At 70.9% G+C, this 23,407-nt stretch carries 22 protein-coding genes; 13 read left to right on the top strand and 9 right to left on the bottom strand.

The features are described from left to right. Window positions 1–2 precede the first annotated feature (2 nt). A complete protein-coding gene (locus ACF09J_RS22060) occupies window positions 3–899 on the bottom strand; it encodes a carbohydrate ABC transporter permease (protein WP_392307127.1) in 897 nt (298 codons plus the stop codon). Continuing rightward, entirely contained in the window at window positions 896–2,206 is a 1,311-nt protein-coding gene (locus tag ACF09J_RS22065; protein ID WP_392307128.1) for an ABC transporter substrate-binding protein, read from the bottom strand. Before ACF09J_RS22065 ends, ACF09J_RS22060 begins: the two co-directional genes overlap by 4 nt. 154 nt (window positions 2,207–2,360) lie before the next feature. Here ACF09J_RS22065 and ACF09J_RS22070 point away from each other — a divergent pair, with 154 nt between their 5' ends. The 4 genes from ACF09J_RS22070 to ACF09J_RS22085 all read left to right on the top strand — a co-directional run bounded on the left by ACF09J_RS22070 (window position 2,361) and on the right by ACF09J_RS22085 (window position 6,400). Continuing rightward, entirely contained in the window at window positions 2,361–3,389 is a 1,029-nt protein-coding gene (locus tag ACF09J_RS22070; RefSeq protein WP_392307129.1) for a LacI family DNA-binding transcriptional regulator, read from the top strand. Between the two features lie 94 nt (window positions 3,390–3,483). Then, complete coding sequence (locus ACF09J_RS22075) at window positions 3,484–4,575, top strand: LCP family protein (RefSeq protein ID WP_392307130.1); 1,092 nt, start codon at window positions 3,484–3,486, stop codon at window positions 4,573–4,575. Between the two features lie 152 nt (window positions 4,576–4,727). Next, window positions 4,728–5,084: a YciI family protein gene (locus ACF09J_RS22080; RefSeq protein WP_392307131.1), complete on the top strand. Its 357-nt coding sequence runs from the start codon at window positions 4,728–4,730 to the stop codon at window positions 5,082–5,084. Window positions 5,085–5,128: 44 nt separating this feature from the next. Next, a complete protein-coding gene (locus ACF09J_RS22085; protein WP_392307132.1) occupies window positions 5,129–6,400 on the top strand; it encodes an RNA polymerase sigma factor in 1,272 nt (423 codons plus the stop codon). 38 nt (window positions 6,401–6,438) lie between these two features. Here ACF09J_RS22085 and ACF09J_RS22090 read toward each other — a convergent pair whose 3' ends face one another. Beyond that, window positions 6,439–7,740 (bottom strand): methyltransferase domain-containing protein, encoded by a 1,302-nt coding sequence (locus ACF09J_RS22090; RefSeq protein ID WP_392307133.1) that lies wholly within the window; start codon window positions 7,738–7,740, stop codon window positions 6,439–6,441. Between ACF09J_RS22090 and ACF09J_RS22095 the strand changes: the two genes are divergently transcribed. The 4 genes from ACF09J_RS22095 to groL all read left to right on the top strand — a co-directional run bounded on the left by ACF09J_RS22095 (window position 7,723) and on the right by groL (window position 11,897). Beyond that, a complete protein-coding gene (locus ACF09J_RS22095; protein ID WP_392307134.1) occupies window positions 7,723–8,661 on the top strand; it encodes a polysaccharide deacetylase family protein in 939 nt (312 codons plus the stop codon). The genes ACF09J_RS22090 and ACF09J_RS22095 overlap by 18 nt on opposite strands. 2 nt (window positions 8,662–8,663) lie before the next feature. Then, window positions 8,664–9,479 carry a polysaccharide deacetylase family protein gene (locus tag ACF09J_RS22100; RefSeq protein ID WP_392307188.1) on the top strand — a complete coding sequence of 272 codons (816 nt, stop codon included), beginning with the start codon at window positions 8,664–8,666 and terminating at the stop codon, window positions 9,477–9,479. 353 nt (window positions 9,480–9,832) lie between these two features. Continuing rightward, window positions 9,833–10,141 (top strand): co-chaperone GroES, encoded by a 309-nt coding sequence (groES, locus tag ACF09J_RS22105; protein WP_100569792.1) that lies wholly within the window; start codon window positions 9,833–9,835, stop codon window positions 10,139–10,141. Window positions 10,142–10,271: 130 nt separating this feature from the next. Then, on the top strand, window positions 10,272–11,897 hold the full coding sequence (gene groL, locus ACF09J_RS22110) for a chaperonin GroEL (RefSeq protein WP_392307135.1): 1,626 nt from the start codon (window positions 10,272–10,274) through the stop codon (window positions 11,895–11,897). 188 nt (window positions 11,898–12,085) lie between these two features. Here the strand turns inward: groL and ACF09J_RS22115 are convergent, their stop codons facing one another. From ACF09J_RS22115 to ACF09J_RS22130, 4 genes are all read right to left on the bottom strand, one after another. Beyond that, on the bottom strand, window positions 12,086–12,604 hold the full coding sequence (locus ACF09J_RS22115) for a DUF3293 domain-containing protein (protein ID WP_392307136.1): 519 nt from the start codon (window positions 12,602–12,604) through the stop codon (window positions 12,086–12,088). 108 nt (window positions 12,605–12,712) lie between these two features. Continuing rightward, window positions 12,713–13,420: an ester cyclase gene (locus tag ACF09J_RS22120; protein WP_392307137.1), complete on the bottom strand. Its 708-nt coding sequence runs from the start codon at window positions 13,418–13,420 to the stop codon at window positions 12,713–12,715. An 84-nt stretch (window positions 13,421–13,504) separates the two neighbouring features. Further along, on the bottom strand, window positions 13,505–14,278 hold the full coding sequence (locus ACF09J_RS22125) for an SDR family NAD(P)-dependent oxidoreductase (protein WP_392307138.1): 774 nt from the start codon (window positions 14,276–14,278) through the stop codon (window positions 13,505–13,507). A gap of 97 nt (window positions 14,279–14,375) precedes the next feature. After that, window positions 14,376–15,056 (bottom strand): MOSC domain-containing protein, encoded by a 681-nt coding sequence (locus tag ACF09J_RS22130; protein WP_392307139.1) that lies wholly within the window; start codon window positions 15,054–15,056, stop codon window positions 14,376–14,378. Between the two features lie 81 nt (window positions 15,057–15,137). Between ACF09J_RS22130 and ACF09J_RS22135 the strand changes: the two genes are divergently transcribed. Next, window positions 15,138–16,034 (top strand): LysR family transcriptional regulator, encoded by an 897-nt coding sequence (locus ACF09J_RS22135; protein WP_392307140.1) that lies wholly within the window; start codon window positions 15,138–15,140, stop codon window positions 16,032–16,034. A 212-nt stretch (window positions 16,035–16,246) separates the two neighbouring features. On the opposite strand, the gene ACF09J_RS22140 is transcribed toward ACF09J_RS22135, so the two are convergent. Beyond that, window positions 16,247–16,576: a WhiB family transcriptional regulator gene (locus ACF09J_RS22140; protein WP_358733963.1), complete on the bottom strand. Its 330-nt coding sequence runs from the start codon at window positions 16,574–16,576 to the stop codon at window positions 16,247–16,249. Between the two features lie 381 nt (window positions 16,577–16,957). Here ACF09J_RS22140 and ACF09J_RS22145 point away from each other — a divergent pair, with 381 nt between their 5' ends. From ACF09J_RS22145 to ACF09J_RS22160, 4 genes are all read left to right on the top strand, one after another. After that, window positions 16,958–17,569 carry a response regulator transcription factor gene (locus ACF09J_RS22145; RefSeq protein ID WP_003948568.1) on the top strand — a complete coding sequence of 204 codons (612 nt, stop codon included), beginning with the start codon at window positions 16,958–16,960 and terminating at the stop codon, window positions 17,567–17,569. A gap of 439 nt (window positions 17,570–18,008) precedes the next feature. After that, window positions 18,009–18,596, top strand: coding sequence for a sigma-70 family RNA polymerase sigma factor (locus ACF09J_RS22150; protein WP_100569800.1), 588 nt, complete (start codon window positions 18,009–18,011; stop codon window positions 18,594–18,596). Window positions 18,597–18,759: 163 nt separating this feature from the next. Continuing rightward, entirely contained in the window at window positions 18,760–20,262 is a 1,503-nt protein-coding gene (guaB, locus tag ACF09J_RS22155) for an IMP dehydrogenase (protein WP_392307141.1), read from the top strand. Window positions 20,263–20,367: 105 nt separating this feature from the next. After that, window positions 20,368–21,492 (top strand): GuaB3 family IMP dehydrogenase-related protein, encoded by a 1,125-nt coding sequence (locus ACF09J_RS22160; protein WP_392307142.1) that lies wholly within the window; start codon window positions 20,368–20,370, stop codon window positions 21,490–21,492. Window positions 21,493–21,998: 506 nt separating this feature from the next. On the opposite strand, the gene ACF09J_RS22165 is transcribed toward ACF09J_RS22160, so the two are convergent. Next, a complete protein-coding gene (locus ACF09J_RS22165; protein WP_392307143.1) occupies window positions 21,999–23,207 on the bottom strand; it encodes a nucleotide sugar dehydrogenase in 1,209 nt (402 codons plus the stop codon). Between the last annotated feature and the right edge of the window lie 200 nt (window positions 23,208–23,407).

Below are 23,407 nucleotides of genomic sequence, written 5' to 3' on the forward strand. Positions count from 1 at the left end.
CGTCACATTCCTTCCCTGGTGCTGCGCATGGCGCCGAAGCCGGTCAGCCGGACCAGCAGCAGCGACAGCGCGGTGGCGGCCACGACGAGGAAGGACGCGATCGCGCTCGCGTAGCCGAAGTCGTAGCTCTTGAAGCCCGCCTCGTACATCAGGTACGGCAGGATCGCGGTGTCCGTCCCGGGGCCGCCCTGGGTCAGGATCAGGACGGTCTCGAAGTAGGTGAGCGAGCCGACGATCATCAGCACGCTGGACGTGGTCGCCGTGTTGCGGAGCTGGGGCAGGGTGATCGAGAAGAACTGGCGGTAGCGGCCGGCGCCGTCGATGGCCGCGGCCTGGTACAGGACCTCGGGGATCTGCCGCGCCCCGCCCTGGTAGATCAGGGTGTGGAAGGGGATGAACTGCCAGCCGCCGACGAAGACGATCGCCAGGAAGGCGCCGGACGTCGAGCCGAACGTGTCCCCGCGGATGATGCCGAAGTTCGGGTCGAGCAGCGAGTAGAAGAGCAGCGCGATCGCCGTCGAGGACAGCAGGAACGGCGTGAAGAAGATCGCGGACAGCACCGCCCGGTTGCGCTGGCGGCCCGCCGCCCAGACGCCCAGCAGCAGCGAGACGACCGTCTGGAAGGTCCAGCTCACCACGGTGAGCAGCACGGTCACCGTGATGGACTGGGTCAGGCGCGGATCGTGGAGAAGCTTCTGCCAGTTGGCCATGCCCACCGGTTCGGGGTCGCCCAGGCCGTTCCACTTGGTGAAGGACAGGTAGAAGGCCAGGGCCATCGGGGCGATGGCGAAGAAGGCGAAGAACAGAACGCCGGGCAGGGCCCAGGCGGCGTGCGGGCGACCGGCCCGCACGCCCTTCCCAGGCCTGCCCTTCGTCCCGGTGGAGACCGTCGAACTCACTTCAGCCCCTGGAGCGCGGACACGAACTGGCTCGGGGTCGACTTGCCCACGAACAGCTTGTTGATCTCCGTGAGCATCGGCGTGGAGATGTTCGGGTCGACCGCCTGGTCCCAGCTCAGGGTGAACGCGGGGGCCTGCTGCACCATCTCGTACTGGAACCTGGCGAACGCGGGGTTCGGGGAGGCGTCGAGCAGCTTGGCCGCGTTGGCCGTGGTCGGGATGTCGCCGTTGGCGATCAGGTCCTTGGCGTACTGCTCGGAGGCGCACTCCTTCAGGAACGCGATCGCCGCGTCCTTGTTGGCCGTACGGGTGTTCACCGACCAGTAGTTGGTCGGGTTGCCGACGACGTTGCGGATGTCGCCGGCGCCGCCTTCGTACTTGGGGAACGGACACCAGCCCAGGTTCTTCTTTGCGAAGTCCGGGAACTCGCCGAGCTGCGTGGAGTACTCCCACGAGCCCATCAGGTGCATGGCCGCCTTGCCCTTGGCGAAGACCGCGGGCGCGCCCTTGTTGGTGTACGCCACCGAGCTGAAGCCCTTGCCGAAGGCGCCGTCGTCGATGAGCTGCTTGACCGTCTCGGCGGCCTTGAGGACGGCCGGGTCCCCCCAGCCGGAGGAGTCGCCGTTCTTGATCTTCTCGAAGACCTCGGGTCCGCCGATGCGGTCCACCAGGTACTCCAGCCACATCAGTTCCGGCCAGACGTCGGCGCCGCCGAGCGCGAACGGGGCGATCCCCGCCTTCTTCAGCTTTGCGTTGTTGTCGAGCAACTGGTCCCAGGTGGTGGGCGGCTGGAGCTTGTGCTCGGCGAACATGGCCTTGTTGTAGAACAGCATCACCGGCTGCATGCCGCGCATCGGGACGCCGTAGTTGCGGCCGCTGAGCGCGCCGGCCGCGAGCACGGAGGGCAGGAAGCCGTCCCTGAGGACCGGGTCGGACTGGATGGTTTCGGTGAGGTCGATCAGCTGGCCCGCGTCCTTGTACGCCTTGATGGAGCCGCCGCCCCAGTTGAAGAACACGTCCGGGGCGTGCGGCGAGCCCATCGCGGTGCGGAGCTTGGCCGGGTAGTCCGAGCCCGGCACCTTCTCCAGCTTGATCCTGCCCTTCGCCTTCTTGGCCGCGTCGGAGGCGTTGAACCGCTTGACGGCCGCGTTCTGCACCTTCACCGCGTCGTCGCCGTAGACCATCGCCGTGAGCGTGTCGCCCGAGCTGCCGGAGCCGCTGCCGGAACCGCAGGCGGTAAGGCCTGCGGCGGAGATAAGGGTGGTGGCGCCGGCGCCGAGAAACCAGCGCCTGCTGTAGGACTCCATGTGACGGCACCTCTCACGAATGTCGTGTTCCGAATGTTCGTCTGGCCGAACTGTTCGAGTGGCCGAATGTTTCGTATGGCACTTCGAATGTTCCGGGAACCTAAAGCGGTCGAGGGGGTTCGTCAAGAGGTCGCGCAGAGATACGATCGCGACCATGAAGCCGACGAAGACCGCAGGAACGCAGACTGCTACGCTCGCCGAGATCGCCCGCGAGGCCGGTGTGTCGGCTCCGACTGTTTCGAAGGTTCTCAACGGTCGTGCCGATGTCGCCCCGACCACCCGTTCCCGCGTCGAGGAGCTGCTGCGGACGCACGGCTACCGGCGCAGGCGGGCGGAGGCGACCCGCTCGCCGCTGATCGACCTCGTCTTCCACGAGCTGGAGAGCGCCTGGGCGATGGAGGTCATCCGGGGCGTGGAGAACGTGGCGCGGGACGCCGGTCTGAGCGTCGTGCTCTCCGAGAGCGCGGGCCGGCTCACTCCCGGGCGGACCTGGGCCGACCAGGTCGCCGCCCGCCGGCCGCACGGCGTGGTCCTGGTGCTGTCCGGGCTCGACGAGTCCCAGCGGGCGCTGCTGACCAGCCGCTCCATCCCGTTCGTGGTGATGGACCCGGCCGGGGACCCGGGCGCCGACGTGCCCTCGATCGGCGCGACCAACTGGCAGGGCGGGCTGGCCGCCACCCGGCACCTGGTGGAGCTCGGACACACCCGCATCGGCGCGATCAGCGGGCCCTCCCGGATGATGTGCAGCCGCGCCCGGGTCGACGGCTACCGGGCCGCGCTCGAGACGGCCGGGCTGCCGGTGGACCCCTCGCTGATCGTGACCGGCGACTTCCACCACGAGGCCGGCTACCGGCTGGGCCTGAAGCTGCTGCGCCGCGAGGACCGGCCGACCGCCGTCTTCGCGGGCAACGACCTCCAGGCGCTCGGCGTGTACGAGGCGGCGCGCGAGCTGGGCCTGCGTGTCCCGGAGGACCTGAGCGTGGTGGGCTTCGACGACCTGCCGGTAGCGCGCTGGGTCGGGCCACCGCTGACGACCGTGCGGCAGCCGCTGACGGAGATGGCCGAGGCGGCGGCCAAGCTGGTCCTCGACCTCGGGCGCGAGGAGGACGCGTCGGTGGCCACCCGGGTCGAGCTGGCCACGAGTCTGGTGGTGCGCAGCAGCACGGCGGCGCCCGCCAAGTGAAGCCCAAGTGCCCAAAGATTCGCGGAAGATGAGATTTTCCGAAGAAATCGGTCATGGGCGCCTCCCACTGTCGGACCGCGCCTGAGTCGGACGTATGTTCCTCCCCGTGAGGGGACACAACAGGGGACATGACAGCGGCCAGGGCGACAGCGACGGCGACAGCGGGGACGCGGGCGGAGGAGCCGGCCGCCGGTCACGGGCCCTGAGGGCCGTGGGACTCGGACTGACGGGCGTCCTGGTGCTGGGTGCCGCGGCGGCGGGCCTCGCGTACTGGCACCTGAACCAGAACATCAAGGGCGTGGACATCAACAGCGCGCTCGGGGACGACCGCCCGCCCAGGCCGCTCAGCGCGCCGTCGGCCGGGACGGCCGACCTGCCCAGCGGGGCCCTCAACATCCTGGTCCTCGGGTCGGACTCGCGCAGCGGCGCGCAGAACAAGGAACTCGGCGGCGGCGACAGCGAGGGCGCGCGCTCCGACACCGCGATGATCGTGCACATCGACGCGGGCCGTGCCTCGGCCACCGTGGTGAGCATCCCGCGCGACACGCTGGTGACCCGCCCGTCCTGCCCGCTGGAGTCCGGCGGCTCCACGGCGGTGGCGGACTACGCCATGTTCAACAGCGCCTACGCGGTGGGCGGACCGGTGTGCGCGGTCAAGACGGTCGAGGCGCTCACCGGCATCCGCATGGACCACTACATCGAGATCGACTTCTCCGGTTTCGCGAAGCTGGTGGACGCGATGGGCGGGGTCACCGTCACCACCGAGCTGGACATCGACGACGACAAGAGCCATCTGCACCTGAAGGCCGGCACCCACCATCTGGACGGCGCCGACGCCCTCGCCCTGGCCCGCACCCGGTACGGCGTGGGCGACGGCAGCGACCTGGGCCGCATAGGCCTCCAGCAGACGCTGGTCAAGGCGCTGCTGGAGCAGATCTCCGACTCCAACCTGCTGAACGACCCCGCCGGGCTCTACCGGGTCGCCGACGCGGTGACCGGCAGCCTGACCACCGACACCGGCCTGGACTCGCTGGGCGAGCTGACGACCCTGGGCGAGAGCCTGCGGGGCCTGTCGGCGCAGAACGTGAAGACGGTGACCATGCCGGTGGTGACGGCCCCGTGGAACGCCAACCGGGTGGTGGCGCAGGAACCGGACGCTGCGAACCTGTGGACGTCGCTGCGGTGACCTTTGTCCACGGACCCCTCTGACCTGCTGAAACGTCCATCGGGAAAAATCTCCGAAGAAATTCCGGGGAGTGTGTCGATTCCGTCGTCCCCTGTTCGACGTACGGGGTGAGAGGCGGGGAGAGGCCCCGCCGGCCGGACGAGGAGTCACCGATGCCGCGTTACCTGTCGCTTGTGAAGATCGACGAGAGCACCGCGCCCGCCGAGGGGCCCAGCCCCGAGCTGATGCAGCGGATGGGGGAACTGATCGAGGAGGTCACCAAGGCGGGAGTGATGCTGGACACCGCCGGGCTGATGCCGTCCGCGCAGGGCACCCGGGTGCACTGGGAGGGCGGGCGGATCTCCGTCACCGACGGGCCCTTCACGGAGGCGAAGGAGGTCGTCGGCGGCTACGCGCTCATGCAGTGCAAGGACATGGCGGAGGCCGTCGAGTGGGCCAAGCGATTCCTCAAGGTGCACGAGGAGTTCTGGACGGTGACGTGCGAGGTGCGCGAGATCGCCGAGGGCTGAGTGCTCCTTGGCCCAGGGCCGCCGGGGGTGTTCGATGGTGGGTTGTGGAACAGCAGCACGCCCGGCCCACCGAACCCCCCGGCGCTCTGGAGGCAGACCTCGAGACCGTCTTCCGGCTGGAGTCGCCGCGGGTCGTCGCGGCCGTCGCCCGGATCGTGCGGGACGTCGGCATCGCCGAGGAGCTGACGCAGGACGCCCTGGTCGCTGCGCTGGAGCAGTGGCCCCGGGACGGGTTGCCGGGAAACCCCGGAGCCTGGCTGATGACCACCGCCCGGCGCCGGGCCGTCGACCTGGTGCGCCGCCGGGAGCGGTACGCGCGCAAGCTCCAGGAGATCGGCCGGGACCTGGAGGCGGTCCCGCCGCCCGAAGAGCCCTCGGCCCCGGACGACATCGACGACGACCTGCTGCGCCTGGTCTTCACCACCTGCCACCCCGTGCTGTCCGCCGAGGCGCGCACTGCCCTCACCCTGCGGCTGCTCGGCGGCCTGACGACGGCCGAGATCGCCCGCGCCTTCCTCGTGCCCGAGTCGACGGTCGCCCAGCGGATCGTGCGCGCCAAACGCCTTCTGGCCCAGCGGAACGTCGCCTTCGAGGTGCCGTACGGCCCCGAGCGCGAGGCCCGGCTCGGCTCGGTCCTCGGTGTCATCTACCTGATCTTCAACGAGGGTTACGCCGCGACGGCCGGCGACGACTGGCTGCGCCCGGGGCTGTGCGAGGACGCACTGCGCCTGGCCCGGCTGCTGGCCGGCCTGATGCCGAAGGAACCCGAGGCGCACGCCCTGGTGGCCCTCCTGGAGTTCCAGGCCTCCCGCGCCGCCGCCCGCACCGGTCCGCACGGCGAACCGGTGCTGCTCAAGGACCAGGACCGCCGTCGCTGGAACCGCATGCTCATCGCCCGTGGTGTCGCCGCGCTGGCCCGAGCCGACACCACCGGGGCCCCCGGTCCGTACGCCCTGCAGGCTGCCATCGCCGCCTGCCACGCGCGCGCGTACACCTATGAGGAGACCGACTGGCCCGCCATCGTCACCCTGTACGCCCTCCTGGCCGCCCGGTCCCCTTCCCCCGTCGTGGAGCTGAACCGCGCGGTCGCCGTTTCGATGGCAGAGGGACCGGCCCCGGCCCTGGAGATCGTCGACGCCCTGGCTGCCGAACCCGCCCTGCGCGCCTACCACTTGCTGCCCAGCGTCCGCGCGGACCTGCTGGCCCGTCTCGGACGCACGGCGGAGGCGCGCGCCGAGTTCGAACGGGCGGCGTCCCTGGCCCGCAACGAGCGGGAGCGGGAACTGCTGTTGAGGCGGGCCGCCGAGAACGGCTGAGGGAGCCCCGGCGGGGTGGTCGCCGCCTCCCGCGGGCGTCAGGCCGCCGGGTGGCCGATCAGCATGGCAGGGGCCCCCGCGACCCGGGTGAGGAACACCGTCGCCGCGTTCCTGCCGTGCGGCTTCGGCAGGACCTTCCTGCGCAGTTCCTCGGGTTCGACCGCCGAGCCCCGCTTCTTCACGGTCAGCGTGCCCACCTCGCGCTCCCGCAGCAGGGCCCTGAGCTTCTTGACGTTGAAGGGCAGCCGGTCGGTGATCTCGTAGGCGGTGGCGTACGGGGTGGGGCGGAGGCCGTCGGCGGTCACGTACGCGATGGTCGCGTCGATCAGGCCGCCGTCGAGCTCCTGGGCGACCTCGGCGACCAGGTGGGCGCGGATGACGGCGCCGTCGGGCTCGTAGAGGTACTGGCCCGGGGTGCGGACCGGCGGGTCGGGCAGGCCGCGGCCGCGCAGGGTGCGCGGGCCGGGCAGCAGGGTGGCCCGGACGAGGCCCGGCTCGGTGCCGAACCACAGCACCGCCTCCTTCACGTCCCCGCCGTCGGAGATCCACTCGGCCTCGGCCTGCGGCGGGACCAGCTCGTGCGGGATGCCGGGGGCGATCTTCAGGGCCGCGCGGGGCGCCCGGAGCGCGGCGCCCACGGCCCAGGACAGCGGCGGCGAGTACGCCTCCGGGTCGAAGATCCGCCCGCTGCCCCTCCCTCCGCCCGCCCGGCGGGCCGGATCCACGAACACGGCGTCGTACGACCCCGTGTCGACCTCCGTGACGTCCGCCTCCCGCACCTCGATCAGGTCCGCCACCCCGAGCGCCTCGGCGTTCGCGCGGGCCGCGGCGGCGGTCAGCGGGTCCCGGTCCACGGCGAGGACCCGGATCCCGGCGCGGGCCAGGGCGATCGCGTCGCCGCCGATCCCGCAGCACAGGTCCGCCACCGACGTCACGCCCGCCTCCCGCAGCCGGCCCGCCCGGTGGGCCGCCACGCTCGCCCGCGTCGACTGCTCCACCCCGTTCGGCGTGAAGAACATCCGTCCGGCGTCCTCGGCCCCGAACTTCGCGGCCGCCCGCTGCCGCAGCCGGGCCTGGCCGAGCGCCGCCGACACCAGTTCGGCGGGGTGCTCACGGCGCAGCCGGGTGGCGACGGCGAGTTCGTCGGCGGGTTCGGTGCCGCGCACCTCGTCGAGGAGGGCGCGGCCCTCGGGGGTGAGCAGCGAGGCGAAGGCGTGGAGGTGGTCGTTCACCGGCTCATTGTGGGCCAGTCGGTGGATGGTGTGCCTCCGGCCGCGGTGTCGCCCCGGGTTGGGGGCGGTGGCCTGCGAGGATCCGGCGCCATGAGACTTGTAGTACAAAACGATAAAAAGGGCGCCAAAAGGTTCCCGCGTCGCAGGAACCGGATCCGCGGCGGGCTCGCCGTGCTCGCCGTCACCACGCTCGCCTCCGGCTGCGCGGAGCCGGCGGCACAGGTGCGCCCGGCCCCCGGCCAGCCCCGCCACCAGGCGCCCGCGGCCCCCGCCCCGGGCTCCTACGCCGACCGCCTGCACACCTCCTACGCGCAGCGGGCGGCCACCGCCAGACGCTGGGGCCTCGAACAGGTCCCGCTGATCCCCCCGAAACCGCCCACGGCGAAACTCAGGGCCACCGCCCGTGCCGGTTTCGAGGTGAGTCACCAGGAGGACTGGAACCTGCCCCCGGTCTTCACCACGGTCCCCACCAAGGACAAGGTCGTCTTCCTCACCATCGACGACGGGGCGGAGAAGGACCCGGAGTTCCTGAAGATGATGCGGGACCTGAAGATCCCGTACACGGCCTTCCTCAGCGACTACCTGATCAAGGACGACTACGACTACTTCCGGAAGATGCAGGCCTCGGGAGTCACCCTCAACAACCACACCCTGCACCACCCCTACCTGCCGGGCCTGTCCTACGAGGAGCAGCGGCGCGAGATCTGCGACACGCAGGACATCATGGAGAAGCAGTTCGGCAAGCGCCCGAGGATGATGCGCCCGCCCTACGGCAACTACAACCAGGACACCCTGCGCGCCGCCAAGTCCTGCGGCATCGAGTACGCGCCGATCTGGAACGAGGAGGTCTACGTCGACCACTGGGAGTTCCGCGAGGACGACCAGCGGCTGCGCCCCGGCGACATCGTGCTCACCCACTTCCGCGGCCGGGGCGAGTGGAACGGCACGATGGCCGACGACATGCGCCGGTTCCTCAACAAGGTCACGGCCGACGGGTACGCGGTGGCCCGGCTGGAGGACTACCTGTGAGGCTGCGGCCCCGGAACCTGGCGGTGGCCCTGCTCACCGCCTCGCTGCTGACCGGCTGCGCCACCTCAGTCGACCCGCTCGAACGGCTCGGCCGCAAGGCGGCACAGGGCGTACGGCCGCCGAGCCCGGCGGCCGTCGACCAGGCCTACCGGCGCTGGGGACTCCGGGCGCCGCTGCCCGCACCACCGAAGCCGCCGGCGCGCCGCGCCGGCGCCATCCCGTCCACCGGCCTGCCCGAGGTCGTGGACCGGGTCAAGACCTCCGACCCGGTCGTCTTCCTCACCTACGACGACGGCGCGGAGAAGGATCCGCGGTTCGTCGACATGGTCCGTGAACTGCGGCTGCCCGTCAGCATGTTCCTCACGGACAGTGTCGTCGGACCGGGGTACGGGCACTTCGCGCACCTGATGTCGGTCGGCGCGGACCTCCAGAACCACACCCTGGACCACCCCTCGCTGCGCGGACTGCCCTACGCGGGCCAGCGCGCCGAGATCTGCGGCCAGCGGGACAAGATCCGCTCCCGCTTCGGCGTCACTCCCCGCCTCTTCCGCCCGCCCTACGGCAGATACGACACGACGACCCTGCGCGCCGCCGCCGACTGCGGGGTCTCGACGGTCGTGCTGTGGCGCGCCGCCACGACCGACACCGGCCTGCGCTTCAGCCGCGGCCGCCACGAACTGCGCCCCGGCGACATCCTCCTCGTCGCCTCGGACGACGACGACCTCGACGGCCCGCCTCTCCGCGACCGCACGACCCGCCTGCTCCGCACCATCCAGGAAAGGGGCCTGACGGTGGCGAGGCTGCAGGACTATCTCTGAGGTGCCCCTTTTTCAGCGGAGGCTGGGTGAAACCAGCCCGTCCGGCGCTTGAGGACGAGGCCGTCCAGGCCGATCCGGTGGGTCTGGGGGCGCAGCCCCCAGGGACGCCCACACACACCCGCAGCACCTTGAACACACGTTCCCCAAAGCGCGCCCGCCCGCCGACGCGCCACGAGGCAATTGGCACTCCGCTTGACCGAGTGCTAATCGCGGTCATAGTCTCAGGTCTGGCACTCCCCCCTGGAGAGTGCCAACACAGCGACGGGCAGGTCCGGCACCCGCGACGACGGATCGACCTGGTCGCCACCTCAGACAGTTAACCCCGTGAGATCTCCGAAGGGGGAGGTCGGATCGTGACGACCGCCAGCACCAAGGTTGCCATCAAGCCGCTCGAGGACCGCATCGTGGTCCAGCCGCTCGACGCCGAGCAGACCACGGCCTCTGGCCTGGTCATCCCGGACACCGCCAAGGAGAAGCCCCAGGAGGGCGTCGTCCTGGCCGTGGGCCCGGGCCGCTTCGAGGACGGCAACCGTCTTCCGCTCGACGTGAAGGTCGGCGACGTCGTGCTCTACAGCAAGTACGGCGGCACCGAGGTGAAGTACAACAACGAGGAGTACCTCGTCCTCTCGGCTCGCGACGTCCTCGCGATCATCGAGAAGTAGTTCACCCGCTTCTTCACGAAGCCGAAGCAATTCTGCTTGAGCTGCGCCCCTGGCCCCCCGCGACCGATAAGAAGCCGGGCGCCCGGGGCGCAGTGTCTTTCCACCAGATTTCGAGAGGGCTCCCGCTGCCATGGCGAAGATCCTGAAGTTCGACGAGGACGCCCGTCGCGCCCTCGAGCGCGGCGTCAACAAGCTTGCCGACACGGTGAAGGTGACGATCGGCCCCAAGGGCCGCAACGTCGTCATCGACAAGAAGTTCGGCGCGCCCACCATCACCAACGACGGCGTCACCATCGCCCGTGAGGTCGAGATCGAGGACCCGTACGAGAACCTCGGCGCCCAGCTGGTGAAGGAGGTGGCGACCAAGACCAACGACATCGCGGGTGACGGCACCACCACCGCCACCGTGCTCGCCCAGGCGCTCGTGCGCGAGGGCCTGAAGAACGTCGCCGCGGGTGCCTCCCCGGCCGCGCTCAAGAAGGGCATCGACGCCGCGGTCAAGGCCGTCTCCGACGACCTGCACGCCTCGGCCCGCCCGATCGACGAGAAGTCCGACATCGCCGCCGTCGCCGCGCTGTCCGCCCAGGACCAGCAGGTCGGCGAGCTCATCGCCGAGGCGATGGACAAGGTCGGCAAGGACGGCGTCATCACCGTCGAGGAGTCCAACACCTTCGGTCTGGAGCTGGACTTCACCGAGGGCATGGCCTTCGACAAGGGCTACCTGTCCCCGTACTTCGTCACGGACCAGGAGCGTATGGAGGCCGTCCTCGACGACCCGTACATCCTGATCCACCAGGGCAAGATCTCCGCCATCGCGGACCTGCTCCCGCTCCTCGAGAAGATCATCCAGGCCAACGCCTCGAAGCCGCTGCTGATCATCGCCGAGGACGTCGACGGCGAGGCCCTGTCGACCCTGGTCGTCAACAAGATCCGCGGCACGTTCAACGCCGTGGCCGTCAAGGCCCCCGGTTTCGGCGACCGCCGCAAGGCGATGCTGCAGGACATGGCGGTCCTCACCGGCGCCACGGTCATCTCCGAAGAGGTCGGCCTCAAGGTCGACCAGGCCGGTCTCGACGTCCTCGGCTCCGCCCGCCGCGTCACCGTCACCAAGGACGACACCACGATCGTCGACGGCGCCGGCAACAAGGAGGACGTGGAGGGCCGCGTCTCCCAGATCAAGGCCGAGATCGAGAACACCGACTCCGACTGGGACCGCGAGAAGCTCCAGGAGCGCCTCGCGAAGCTGGCCGGCGGCGTGTGCGTGATCAAGGTCGGCGCCGCCACCGAGGTGGAGCTGAAGGAGAAGAAGCACCGTCTGGAGGACGCCATCTCCGCGACCCGCGCCGCGGTCGAGGAGGGCATCGTCTCCGGTGGTGGCTCCGCGCTCGTCCACGCCGTGAAGGTCCTGGAGGGCAACCTCGACAAGACCGGCGACGAGGCCACGGGTGTCGCGGTCGTCCGCCGCGCCGCCGTCGAGCCGCTGCGCTGGATCGCCGAGAACGCCGGCCTCGAGGGCTACGTCATCGTCTCCAAGGTGGCGGAGCTCGAGAAGGGCAGCGGCTACAACGCCGCCACCGGCGAGTACGGCGACCTGATCAAGGCCGGCGTCATCGACCCGGTGAAGGTCACCCGCTCCGCCCTGGAGAACGCCGCCTCCATCGCCTCCCTCCTGCTCACGACCGAGACCCTGGTCGTCGAGAAGAAGGAAGAGGAAGAGCCGGCCGCCGCGGGCCACGGCCACGGCCACGCCCACTGAGCGCTCCGCTGAACTGAGCCGAACCACCGGTGCCCGGCACCCCTTCGGGGGTGCCGGGCACCGGTGTGTTTCGGCGTCTGCCCCGCTGGGGGTTTTGTGCCGGGCGCGGGTAGTCCGTGGTTGATCGCGCAGTTCCCCGCGCCCCTTCAGGGCGCTGCCGCGGTGATCGTCAAGGTCGGTCTCGTACGTCACTTCCGCCGGGAAACCATCGACTCCGACCCGAACCGCCGGTGGACTGTTCCCGGTGAACACGCCCATCCGCCCACGGCCGTGGCCTCGCTGCCGCACGCCAGCACGCGCCAGGCGCCGGGAGTCCACGCGAAGACCGCGTCCTGGCCGAAGCGGTGCCCCAGCGCACGTGCGGCGGTGTCGCTCAGACCGGCGACGGCGACGCTCTCCTCGCGGTGCGTGCCGGCCGCGTCGCCTCCCTCCGCGGGCCACCAGGCGAGGCCACGGCGGTGGACCTCGACGAGCAACAGGCGCTGGGCGCGGGCGTTGTCCTCGGCTGACGCGGTACGGCCACGGGGATTCCAGGCCGTGATCACATGAACGGCGGCCCTGCCGGCCAGTGTCGGGAAGCGACCCTCGGTCGTGCCCGATGGACGCGGTTCGACCCGTACGGTCCGGTCCTGGAACGCGATGTCGGCGACCGCGGTCCGGTAGAGATCCCAGTTGCCGGGCGTGCCGGTTGCATCGGTGGTGTGCACAAGGGCCTCCTGTGGAACGAAGACCCCCTTACACGCCGTGCAGGGAGATCGCGGCTTGATCGTGCTGCAAGATCTCACTACCACGGCCCCGGAGCAAGGGGTGTTCGACTACTGCTCCAACTCGTCCAGCGCGCCGAGCTGTTGCAGCAGCCCCAGCTGGTCGTGCTGCCACCACAGCTCGGTGACCTTGCCGTTGTCGCCGAAGCGGAAGACGGTCATGCCGGTCATGGTGACCCGCTTGCCGGTGGGCGCGATGCCGAGGAACTCGCCCCGGTGCGTGGCGGTCCAGCTCCAGCGGGCGCAGACCCGGTCGCCCTGCGCCATCAGGTCCTCGACCGTGAAGGACGCGTCGAAGGCGTCGCGCCACATGCGGAAGTCGCGGCGGATCGCGTCCAGGCCGATGGTGACCTGCGGGTTGACGGGGTCGTGGCTGTGGCAGTCCTCGTCGATCAGATCGTTGAGCGGCGACAGCTCACCGGCGCTCGTCAGAGTGCGGTAGAACCGCCGCACGGCGGTCGCACAGAACGGCTCGTCCCGGACGACCTCGAGGTCCGTGAAGGTGGGCAGCTCGTCGCAGAGGGCGACCAGGCCCCGGAAGATCTCGTCGGTCTCCGGCAGGTTCGAGCTCCGCATCGCCTCCTCGTACGAGGGGAACTCCACCAGCTCGACGACATGGGCCCCGTCCGAGCGGTCCTTGCCGACGACCGCGTGCGTCGCCGTCCGCCTGCCCCCGGTCTTCTCGACCCAGATGTCCAGCAGCCGGTTCATCTCCTCGAACCGGCTCGTCCTGCAGTCGATGAGCTGTACGAAGGTCATGACGCGCCTCCGGTCCCCTGGTCCGGTCCGGTTTTTTACGTCGGTCCATTCTCCCACCGGGGCGCCTCCGTCACCTCCGTACCGTCACCGCGGTCCGTACTTGCGGCCCGTTTTGGACGTGATCCCGCCCAGCAGGCCGCGCGGAGTGACCTTCACCAGGCCCATCAGCGCCTTGTACCGGGGGTCCGGGATGGACAGGGTCTTGCCGTGGGCCAGGTCCGTCAGCGCCGCCGCGACCAGCTTGTCCGCGTCCAGCCACATCCAGTTCGGGATGTTGTCCGTGCCCATGCCGGCCCGCGCGTGGAACTCGGTGCGCACGAAGCCGGGGCACAGCGCCATCAGCCGTACGCCGCTGCCGGCCAGGTCGCGCGCCGCGCCCTGGGTGAACTGCACGACCCACGCCTTCGACGCCCCGTACGTGCCGCGCGGGACGAAGGCGGCCACCGAGGCCACGTTCACCACCCCGCCCCGGCCGCGCTCGCGCATCGCCGCGGTCGCCGCCGACGTCAGCCGCAGCACCGCCTCGACGTGCACCTTGATCATCCTGAGTTCGTCGTCCATCGACACGTCCAGGAAACGACCCTTGTTGCCGAAGCCGGCGTTGTTGACCAGCAGGTCCACCGGGTCCTTGCGGTCGCCCAGCCGGGCGGCGACCGCCTCGATGCCCGCGTCCGTCGACAGGTCGGCCGTCAGCACCTCCGCCTCGATGCCGTGCCGGTCGTGCAGTTCGGTGGCCTGCTCCGTCAGGCGGACGGTGTCGCGTGCCACCAGCACCAGGTTGTGCCCGTCGGCGGCCAGCCGCCGCGCGAAGGCGGCGCCGATGCCCGCGGTCGATCCCGTAATCAGAGCCGTTGTCATGCCGAAAGATTAGTGGCCCCCGGCGCATTGTCCCGATCTCTGCACAGGGCCTCCCGATCAGTGATGCCCACGTGTCGACCGGGACGATGACGGCCGGTCAGCCCGCGTATTCGCGCACGTACTTCCGGGCCGCCGCCAGCGACTCCGGGTGCAGCGCCGTACCCGCCGCGAGCAGCCGGGGCAGCAGCGGGCGCTCGGTCGTCATGGCCCGGAACTCCATGCCCACGGTCACGTCGTGGTCCGGGCGGTGCACGATCTCGACGGGGTCGCCCGCCCGGATCTCACCGGCTTCGAGCACCCGCAGATACGCGCCCGGAGCCGCCCGGCGCGTGAACCGCTTCACCCACCCCTTCTCACCCAGATGGCCCTGGAAGGTCCGGCAGGGAATCCGTCCGCTGGTGATCTCCAGCAGCACCGAGGGGCCGAGCGGCGAGCCGATGCGCCAGCGCTCGCCGATCCGGGCGCCGGTGATGTCCAGGCCGAGCGTGGTGAGGTTCTCGCCGAAGGCGCCGTTGGCCAGCGTCCGGCCCAGCTCGCCCTCCCATTCGTCGAGGTCCTCGCGGGCCACCGCGTACACCGCCTGGTCGTCGCCGCCGTGGTGCCGCGTGTCGCACACCGCGTCCCCGGCCAGCCCGCTCGCGCCGATCCCCTTCGGGCCGGGCGCCGCCACCTTGACCGGCCCGTCCACCGGCCGCTTGCCGATGCCGGTCACACCGGCCGGCTGGTCGGTGTACGGAACGGCCTCGGGGCGGCCCAGGTTCACAGACAGAAGCCTCATACGGGCACGGTAGGCGAGCGGCGGTCAAAGTGTCGACGCGATAAACCGCCGCCCGCCCAAGCTTCACTTATGCTCGATGGTGTGATCGAGGCTCGTCATCTCCGTGTGCTGCGTGCCGTGGCCACCACCGGCTCCTTCTCCGCGGCGGGGCGCGAGCTGGGCTGCACCCAGCCCGCCGTCAGCCAGCAGATGAAGGCACTCGAAGCGGCCGTCGGCACCCCGCTGCTGGTCCGGACCGGCCGCGAGATGCGCCTGACCCAGGCCGGCGACGCGCTCGTCCGGCACGCCACCGGCATCCTCGCCGGGCTCACCGCCGCCGAGGAGGAGATCGCCGCCATCGCCGGGCTGCGGGCCGGGCGGGTACGGCTCGTCTCCTTCCCCAGCGGAAGTTCCACGCTCGTGCCCACCGCCCTTGCCGCGCTGCGCGCCGCGCACCCCGGCACCCGGGTGTCCCTGGAGGAGGCCGAGCCGCCCAGGTCCGTCGAGCTCCTGCGCCAGGGCGACTGCGACGTGGCGCTCGCCTTCCGCTACGAGGGGGCCGCGGGCGCCGCCGAGTGGGAGGACCTGGTCGTGCGGCCGCTGCTGACCGACCGGCTCGTGGCCCTGGTGCCCGAGCGGCACCGGCTGGCCCGCGCCGGATCCGTGGCCATCGGCGACCTCGCGGGCGATCCGTGGATCGCGGGCTGCCCGCGCTGCCGCGGTCAGCTCGTCCAGGTGTGCGAGGGCGCCGGCTTCACGCCCCGTATCGACTTCGCGACCGACGACTACCCGGCGGTGGTCGGCCTGGTGGGCGCGGGACTGGGGGTCGCGGTCCTGCCCCAGCTCGCGGTCGAGTCGGTACGGCCCAGGGGCGCGCGCACCGTGGAGCTGGAACCGGCGGTGCGGCGGGAGATCGTCGCGCTCACCCTGCCCGACCTGGCACAGGTGCCGGCGGTGGCGGCGACGATCGAGGAGCTGGTGCGGGCCGGAGCCCGCTGACACAAGGGGCATCGGGGTCCCGGGTCCGGGATCGGGGTCCGGGATCGGTGATCGGGAAGCAAGGGGTCGGGATCGGTCATCGGGATCCGGGACCGGCCATCGGGGTCGGGGATCGGTCGTCGAGGGTCGGGGTCGGATCGGGGTGTCGCGAGGGCACGCGTGGCGCGTGCCCTGCTGCGGCTCTCTGGGAACGGATGAGAAAAAACGTTCCTTCAGTTGTCGGAGGCGGTGTCCCCGCTGGTCGACGACGCCGACACCAGCCGGTTCCGTGCCCGCCCCATGAGCTCTTCGCGCTCGTCCTCGGTCAGGCCTCCCCACACTCCGTACGGCTCGCGCACCGCCAGGGCGTGTGCCGCGCACTCCGCACGGACCGGGCACCTCATGCAGACCTCCTTGGCCGAGTTCTCTCGAGCGCTCCGAGCCGCCCCGCGCTCGCCCTCGGGATGGAAGAAGAGCGAGCTGTCGACCCCGCGGCAGGCAGCCAGCAACTGCCAGTCCCACAGGTCCGCGTTCGGTCCGGGAAGGCGGGAGAAATCTGCCATTACGTGACCCCTTGTAGCCGTTCGTGGCGGATACGGTGCCAACGACCGTACATCTCCGATCTAAGGAGATGAAAATATGACTCATTGCGAATCTAGCCCTAGACACCTAGAAACGGGAAGAAAAGGGGCTAAATGGGGCATAGCTTGTGATGAAAAGTTGAGGGTCTGACGTTCATGTCTGCTCTGTGTCCGTTCCCTCACGTAGAGTGCCGAAGACGGCGTACAGCCCCGTAACTCTTTCGAGTGACCGTCGTTGAGAGTGCGGAGGCGGTTGAGAACACAAGCGCTCGGGCGGGCGTCCGAGACGGTCGACCGCACAGGTGACGATTCCGTACCAGCCTGGAGGCTCAAGGTGACGCGCATCAGCTGCGGAGGACGGTCATGACATCCGTCCTCGTCTGCGACGACTCCCCGCTTGCCCGAGAGGCGCTGCGCCGCGCGGTCGCGACCGTGCCCGGCGTCGAGCGTGTGACGACGGCGGCCAACGGCGAGGAAGTCCTCCGCCGCTGGGGCGCCGACCGCTCCGACCTCATCCTCATGGACGTGCGCATGCCCGGTCTGGGCGGCGTCGAGACCGTCCGCCGTCTGCTGTCCGCGGACCCCGGCGCGCGCATCATCATGCTCACAGTCGCCGAGGACCTCGACGGCGTGGCGCTCGCCGTGGCCGCCGGCGCCCGCGGGTACCTGCACAAGGACGCCTCCCGCGCGGAGCTGCGGGCCACGGTGACGCAGGCCCTCGCCGACCCCACCTGGCGGCTCGCCCCGCGCCGGCTGCGCTCGGCCGAGATGGGCGCGGCGCCCACGCTCACCGCGCGGGAGATCCAGGTCCTGGAGGGCATGAGCCACGGCCGCTCCAACGCGGAGATCGGCCGCGAGCTGTTCCTCTCCGAGGACACCGTCAAGACCCACGCCCGCCGGCTGTTCAAGAAGCTCGGCGCCTCGGACCGCGCGCACGCGGTGGCCCTCGGTTTCCGCTGGGGCCTGGTCCGCTAGGGCCCGTCGGGCCGGGCCGGACCGGCGTACCGGAACGTGACGCCACCCCCACGCGCGGCGACGAGCGTGGGGGGCGTCCGGCCGGCCGGTCGCGCGGCCGAGCCGCCCGCACGTCCCCGCACGGGTGCCGCTCCCCGGCCCCGGGCGGCCGGGAGACGGCCGACGGCCTTCGCGGTTGTGTGGGAACGTGGGCCCGGACCGCGCGTGACGTGCAATACCGCACCGCGGACGCCGGTGGCAAAGCGCCCCGCCGGACGCCCGCTGCTTGTTTCGCCGCGGATGACGCATCCTTGAGGGTGTGGAGTTCCTCGCGGACGAGTTGGTCGAGCGGAAGGGGAGGGCGCAGGGGATGAGCTTCGGCGCACCTGCTCATAACGCTTCGGTGCACAACCACGAAGGCGGTGCCACGGAACGGACGACGTCAAGGCACCATGGACCGATGCGCGACGACCAGGCGGCACTTGCCCAAGGGGCGATCGGTGCGCTCGTCCACCGCGCCGTCGACGGCGACGAACAGGCCACGCACGATCTGCTCGCACGCGTCCACCCGCTGGCGCTGCGCTACTGCCGCACCCGGCTGTCCCGGCTGCCGGGCGACGCCCGGCACTTCGTCGAGGACCTGGCCCAGGAGGTCTGCGTCGCGGTCCTGCTGGCCCTGCCGCGCTACAAGGACACCGGCCGCCCCTTCGAGGCCTTCGTCTTCGCCATCGCCGCCCACAAGGTCGCCGACCTCCAGCGCGCCGCCATGCGGCACCCGGGCTCGACGGCCGTGCCCTCGGACGAGATGCCCGAGCGCCCGGACGACTCCCTCGGCCCGGAGGAGCGCGCCCTGCTCAGCAGCGACGCCGAGTGGGCCAAGAAGCTGCTGGCCAGCCTCCCGGAGAACCAGCGCGAGCTGCTGCTGCTGCGCATCGCGGTGGGGTTGACCGCGGAGGAAACGGGACAGATGTTGGGAATGTCACCCGGCGCGGTCCGGGTGGCCCAGCACCGCGCGCTCAGCAGGCTGCGCGCCCTGGCCGAGCAGTAGGCGGCGGTCCCGCCCCTCACCCACCGCGCCGGATGAACGCGCGCAGGGCCGGTTTCGTACGAAGGTACGAAGCCCGGAGCCGTCCAGAACCGTGGAATGAGGGAGGCGCGCTTCCCGTTAGCATGGACATCCGCACCGATCAAGGCCATTTGGGGAAGGTGTCATGACTGCCAACGTCGACGGAGTGCCCGAGAAATTCGCGACACTCGGGCTGACCTACGACGACGTGCTCCTCCTGCCGGGCGCATCCGAGGTGCTCCCCAACGCGGTCGACACATCGTCCCGTATCTCCCGCAACGTCCGGGTCAACATCCCGCTGCTCTCGGCGGCGATGGACAAGGTGACCGAGTCCCGCATGGCGATCTCTATGGCCCGGCTCGGCGGTGTCGGCGTACTGCACCGCAACCTGTCGGTCGAGGACCAGGTCAACCAGGTCGACCTGGTCAAGCGGTCCGAGTCCGGCATGGTCACCGACCCCATCACGGTGCACCCGGAGGCGACGCTCGCCGAGGCGGACGCGCTGTGCGCCAAGTTCCGCATCAGCGGCGTGCCCGTCACCGACCCCGCCGGCAAGCTGCTGGGCATCGTCACCAACCGCGACATGGCCTTCGAGACCGACCGCAGCCGCCAGGTGCGCGATGTCATGACGCCGATGCCGCTGGTCACCGGCAAGGTCGGCATCTCCGGTGTCGACGCCATGCAGCTCCTGCGCAAGCACAAGATCGAGAAGCTGCCGCTGGTCGACGACGCGGGCGTCCTCAAGGGCCTGATCACCGTCAAGGACTTCGTCAAGGCGGAGCAGTACCCGAACGCGGCCAAGGACTCCGAGGGCAGGCTGCTCGTCGGTGCCGCGGTCGGCGCCAGCCCCGAGGCCCTGGAGCGTGCCCAGGCGCTCGCCGAGGCGGGGGTGGACTTCCTGGTCGTCGACACCTCGCACGGCCACAACAGCAACGCGCTGAGCTGGATGTCGAAGATCAAGTCGAGTGTGTCCGTCGACGTGATCGGCGGCAACGTCGCCACGCGCGACGGCGCGCAGGCCCTGATCGACGCCGGTGTCGACGGCATCAAGGTGGGCGTCGGCCCCGGCTCGATCTGCACCACGCGCGTGGTCGCCGGCATCGGCGTCCCGCAGGTCACCGCCATCTACGAGGCGTCCCTCGCCGCGCGCCCGGCGGGCATCCCGCTGATCGGCGACGGCGGCCTGCAGTACTCCGGCGACATCGGCAAGGCACTCGCCGCCGGCGCCGACACGGTCATGCTGGGCAGCCTGCTCGCCGGCTGCGAGGAGTCTCCCGGCGAGCTGCTCTTCATCAACGGCAAGCAGTTCAAGTCCTACCGGGGCATGGGCTCGCTCGGCGCCATGCAGTCCCGCGGCCAGGCGAGGTCGTACTCGAAGGATCGCTACTTCCAGGCCGAGGTCGCCTCGGACGACAAGCTCGTGCCCGAGGGCATCGAGGGCCAGGTGCCCTACCGCGGCCCGCTGGCCAACGTCCTGCACCAGCTCGTCGGCGGCCTGCGCCAGACCATGGGCTACGTGGGCGCGGCCACCATCGCGGAGATGGAGTCCAAGGGCCGCTTCGTCCGGATCACCTCGGCGGGCCTGAAGGAGTCCCACCCGCACGACATCCAGATGACGGTCGAGGCGCCGAACTACAGCAGCAAGTAGGCGGCACGCCGTGCAGGGCGGCCCCGGAAGCCTCCGGGGCCGCCCTTGCCATGGGTGTCGGCGATACTGGAAGACGCTGCAACGCATCAGGGAAAGGCCACAGACGTGACTGAGATCGAGATCGGGCGCGGCAAGCGCGGCCGCCGGGCGTACGCCTTCGACGACATCGCCGTCGTCCCCAGCCGCCGTACGCGGGACCCGAAGGAGGTCTCGATCGCCTGGCAGATCGACGCCTACCGCTTCGAGCTTCCCTTCCTGGCCGCCCCGATGGACTCGGTCGTCTCCCCGGCCACTGCCATCCGCATCGGCGAGCTGGGCGGCCTGGGTGTGCTCAACCTCGAGGGCCTGTGGACGCGGTACGAGGACCCGCAGCCGCTGCTCGACGAGATCGCCGAGCTGCCCGCCGGGGCCGCGACCCGCCGCCTCCAGGAGATCTACGCCGCGCCGATCAAGGAGGAGCTGATCGGCGCGCGGATCAAGCAGGTGCGCGACGCGGGCGTGGTCACCGCCGCCGCGCTCTCCCCGCAGCGCACCGCCCAGTTCTCCAAGGCCGTCGTGGACGCGGGCGTCGACATCTTCGTCATCCGCGGCACCACGGTCTCGGCGGAACACGTGTCGTCCTCGCACGAGCCGCTGAACCTCAAGCAGTTCATCTACGAGCTCGACGTGCCGGTGATCGTCGGCGGCTGCGCCACCTACACGGCGGCCCTGCACCTGATGCGCACCGGCGCGGCCGGCGTCCTGGTCGGCTTCGGCGGCGGCGCCGCGCACACCACGCGCAACGTGCTCGGCATCCAGGTCCCGATGGCCACCGCGGTCGCCGACGTGGCCGCCGCCCGCCGCGACTACATGGACGAGTCCGGCGGCCGGTACGTGCACGTGATCGCGGACGGCGGCGTCGGCTGGTCCGGCGACCTGCCCAAGGCGATCGCCTGCGGCGCCGACTCCGTGATGATGGGCTCCCCGCTGGCCCGCGCCACCGATGTGCCCGGCAAGGGCCACCACTGGGGCATGGAGGCCGTCAACGAGGAGCTGCCGCGCGGCCAGAAGGTCGACCTCGGCACGGTCGGCACCCTCGAGGAGGTCCTCACCGGCCCCTCGCGCATCCCCGACGGCTCCATGAACTTCTTCGGCGCCCTGCGCCGCGCCATGGCCACGACCGGCTACAGCGAGCTCAAGGAGTTCCAGCGCGTCGAGGTGACGGTGGGCGACTCCCAGCACAAGCGCTGACCACCCCGCACCCACCACCCCACGAAGGGGCCCGGCCACCCGCTCACGCGGACGGCCGGGCCCCTTCGCGTGTTCCGGACGTCCGCGCAGGTGGGGGCGCGTAGAGCAGGACGGGGGTGCAGGAAAGGGGGCGCGCCCATGGGCCGTCACCGCAAGCCCACCCGTCGGGACCGCATCCGGCTTCGGCTGGAGCAGCACTGGCTTCGGCTGGTGAAGTTCCGGAGGAGGTGCATCCTGTGGATCTACGGCGGCTGAGCGGCCACCCCTACAGGGAATAGGGGTGGACACTCCGTTTGGCGGTCAGGGGCCTGCCGCAGTGGCCGCTGCGGTGGGCTCCACCTGTGTGGGCGGCCACCCCTAAAAGGACTAGGGGCGGACACTCCGTTTGGCGGTCAGGGGCCTGCCGCAGTGCCCGCTGCGGTGGGCTCCGCCAGTTTTGTACGGCACCGGCGGACGGGGCCGCACGCCACCAGCCGTTGGGGTCGAAGCATCCGTGCGCGCCCCTTTCACAACCGGTGCGCCGCCCCCGTGGGCGCGGCTCCGCGGGTGTCCAGGAGCAGCTGGGCCTTCACCGAGAGGCCCTGGAGGTCGTACCTGCGGTGCTGCTGGAGCAGGATCGTCAGGTCGGCGTCGGCCACCGCCTCGTACAGGCAGTCCGCGCGGGGTACGGGCCGGTCGCGGACGCTCCACGTGGGCACGTACGGGTCGTGGTAGCTGACCGAGGCGCCGAGCCCCGTCAGGCGGACGGCGATCTCCTCGGCGGGCGTGCCCTGGAGGTCGGCGAGGTCGGCCTTGTACGTGACGCCGAGCAGCAGCACCCGGGCGCCGCGGGCCGACTTGCCGTGCTCGTTCAGCAGGGCGGCGGCGCGCTGCACGACGTAGCGCGGCATGCGGCCGTTGACCTGCTCGGCGAGTTCCACCATGCGCAGCCCGCAGCCCGCGTGGCCGGCCAGGTCCTGCGGCAGGCCGTGGCCGCCGACGCCGGGGCCGGGGCGGAAGGCCTGGAAGCCGTAGGGCTTGGTCTCCGCGCAGCGCACGACGTCCCACAGGTCGACGCCCAGGTCGTGGCAGAGCACGGCCATCTCGTTGACCAGGGCGATGTTGACGTGCCGGTAGTTGGTCTCCAGGACCTGGACCGTCTCCGCCTCCCTCAGTCCCCGCGCGCGCACCACCTTGTCGGTCAGCCGCCCGTAGAAGGCCGCGGCCGACTCGGTGCAGGCCGGGGTGAATCCGCCGATCACCTTGGGCGTGTTGGCCGGGGTGACCTCGCGGTTGCCCGGGTCGACACGGCTGGGCGAGTAGGCGAGGTGGAAGTCGCGGCCCGCCCGCAGCCCCGAGCCCTTCTCCAGCAGCGGGAGCAGGAACTCCTGCGTCGTCCCGGGGTGCACGGGCGACTCCAGGAGCACGGTGGTGTGCGGGCGCATGTGCCCGGCGAGCGCGCGGGCAGCGGACTCCACCTGGCTCAGATCGAGCCCGCCGTCCGCGCCCCGCGGGGTCGGCGCGCAGATCACCGCGGTGCGCACCCGGCCGAGCTCGGCCGGGTTGGTGGCCGCCCTGAAGCCCCCCGAGAGCATCCGGCGCAGTTCGGCGGGGCTGAGAGAGCCGGACTCGTCCCCGGTGCGGTACCCGACGGTGGGGATGCCGGCGGAGACGGCGGCCTGGGCCAGCGGAAGACCGAGCGGGCCGAGTCCGATGACGGCGAGATCTGCGGGCATGGCGTGGGCCGTCCTTCCCAATAACCGAGGCGTGGCAGGTCCGCAAGTCCTGTGGACAGGACGAGCGAGCGCAATGTCAGACTAGGAGTAAATATGACCGTTATGCGGGATTGACCAGCGTGTTTCTCGGTACGCCCCCGGAGTTGTCCACAGGCTGGGGGCGACTGGTGGCTGAAGTCGGGCAACCCGGTCAGAATTTG

The organism is Streptomyces sp. NPDC014889 (assembly GCF_043081205.1).
Taxonomy (GTDB): domain Bacteria; phylum Actinomycetota; class Actinomycetes; order Streptomycetales; family Streptomycetaceae; genus Streptomyces.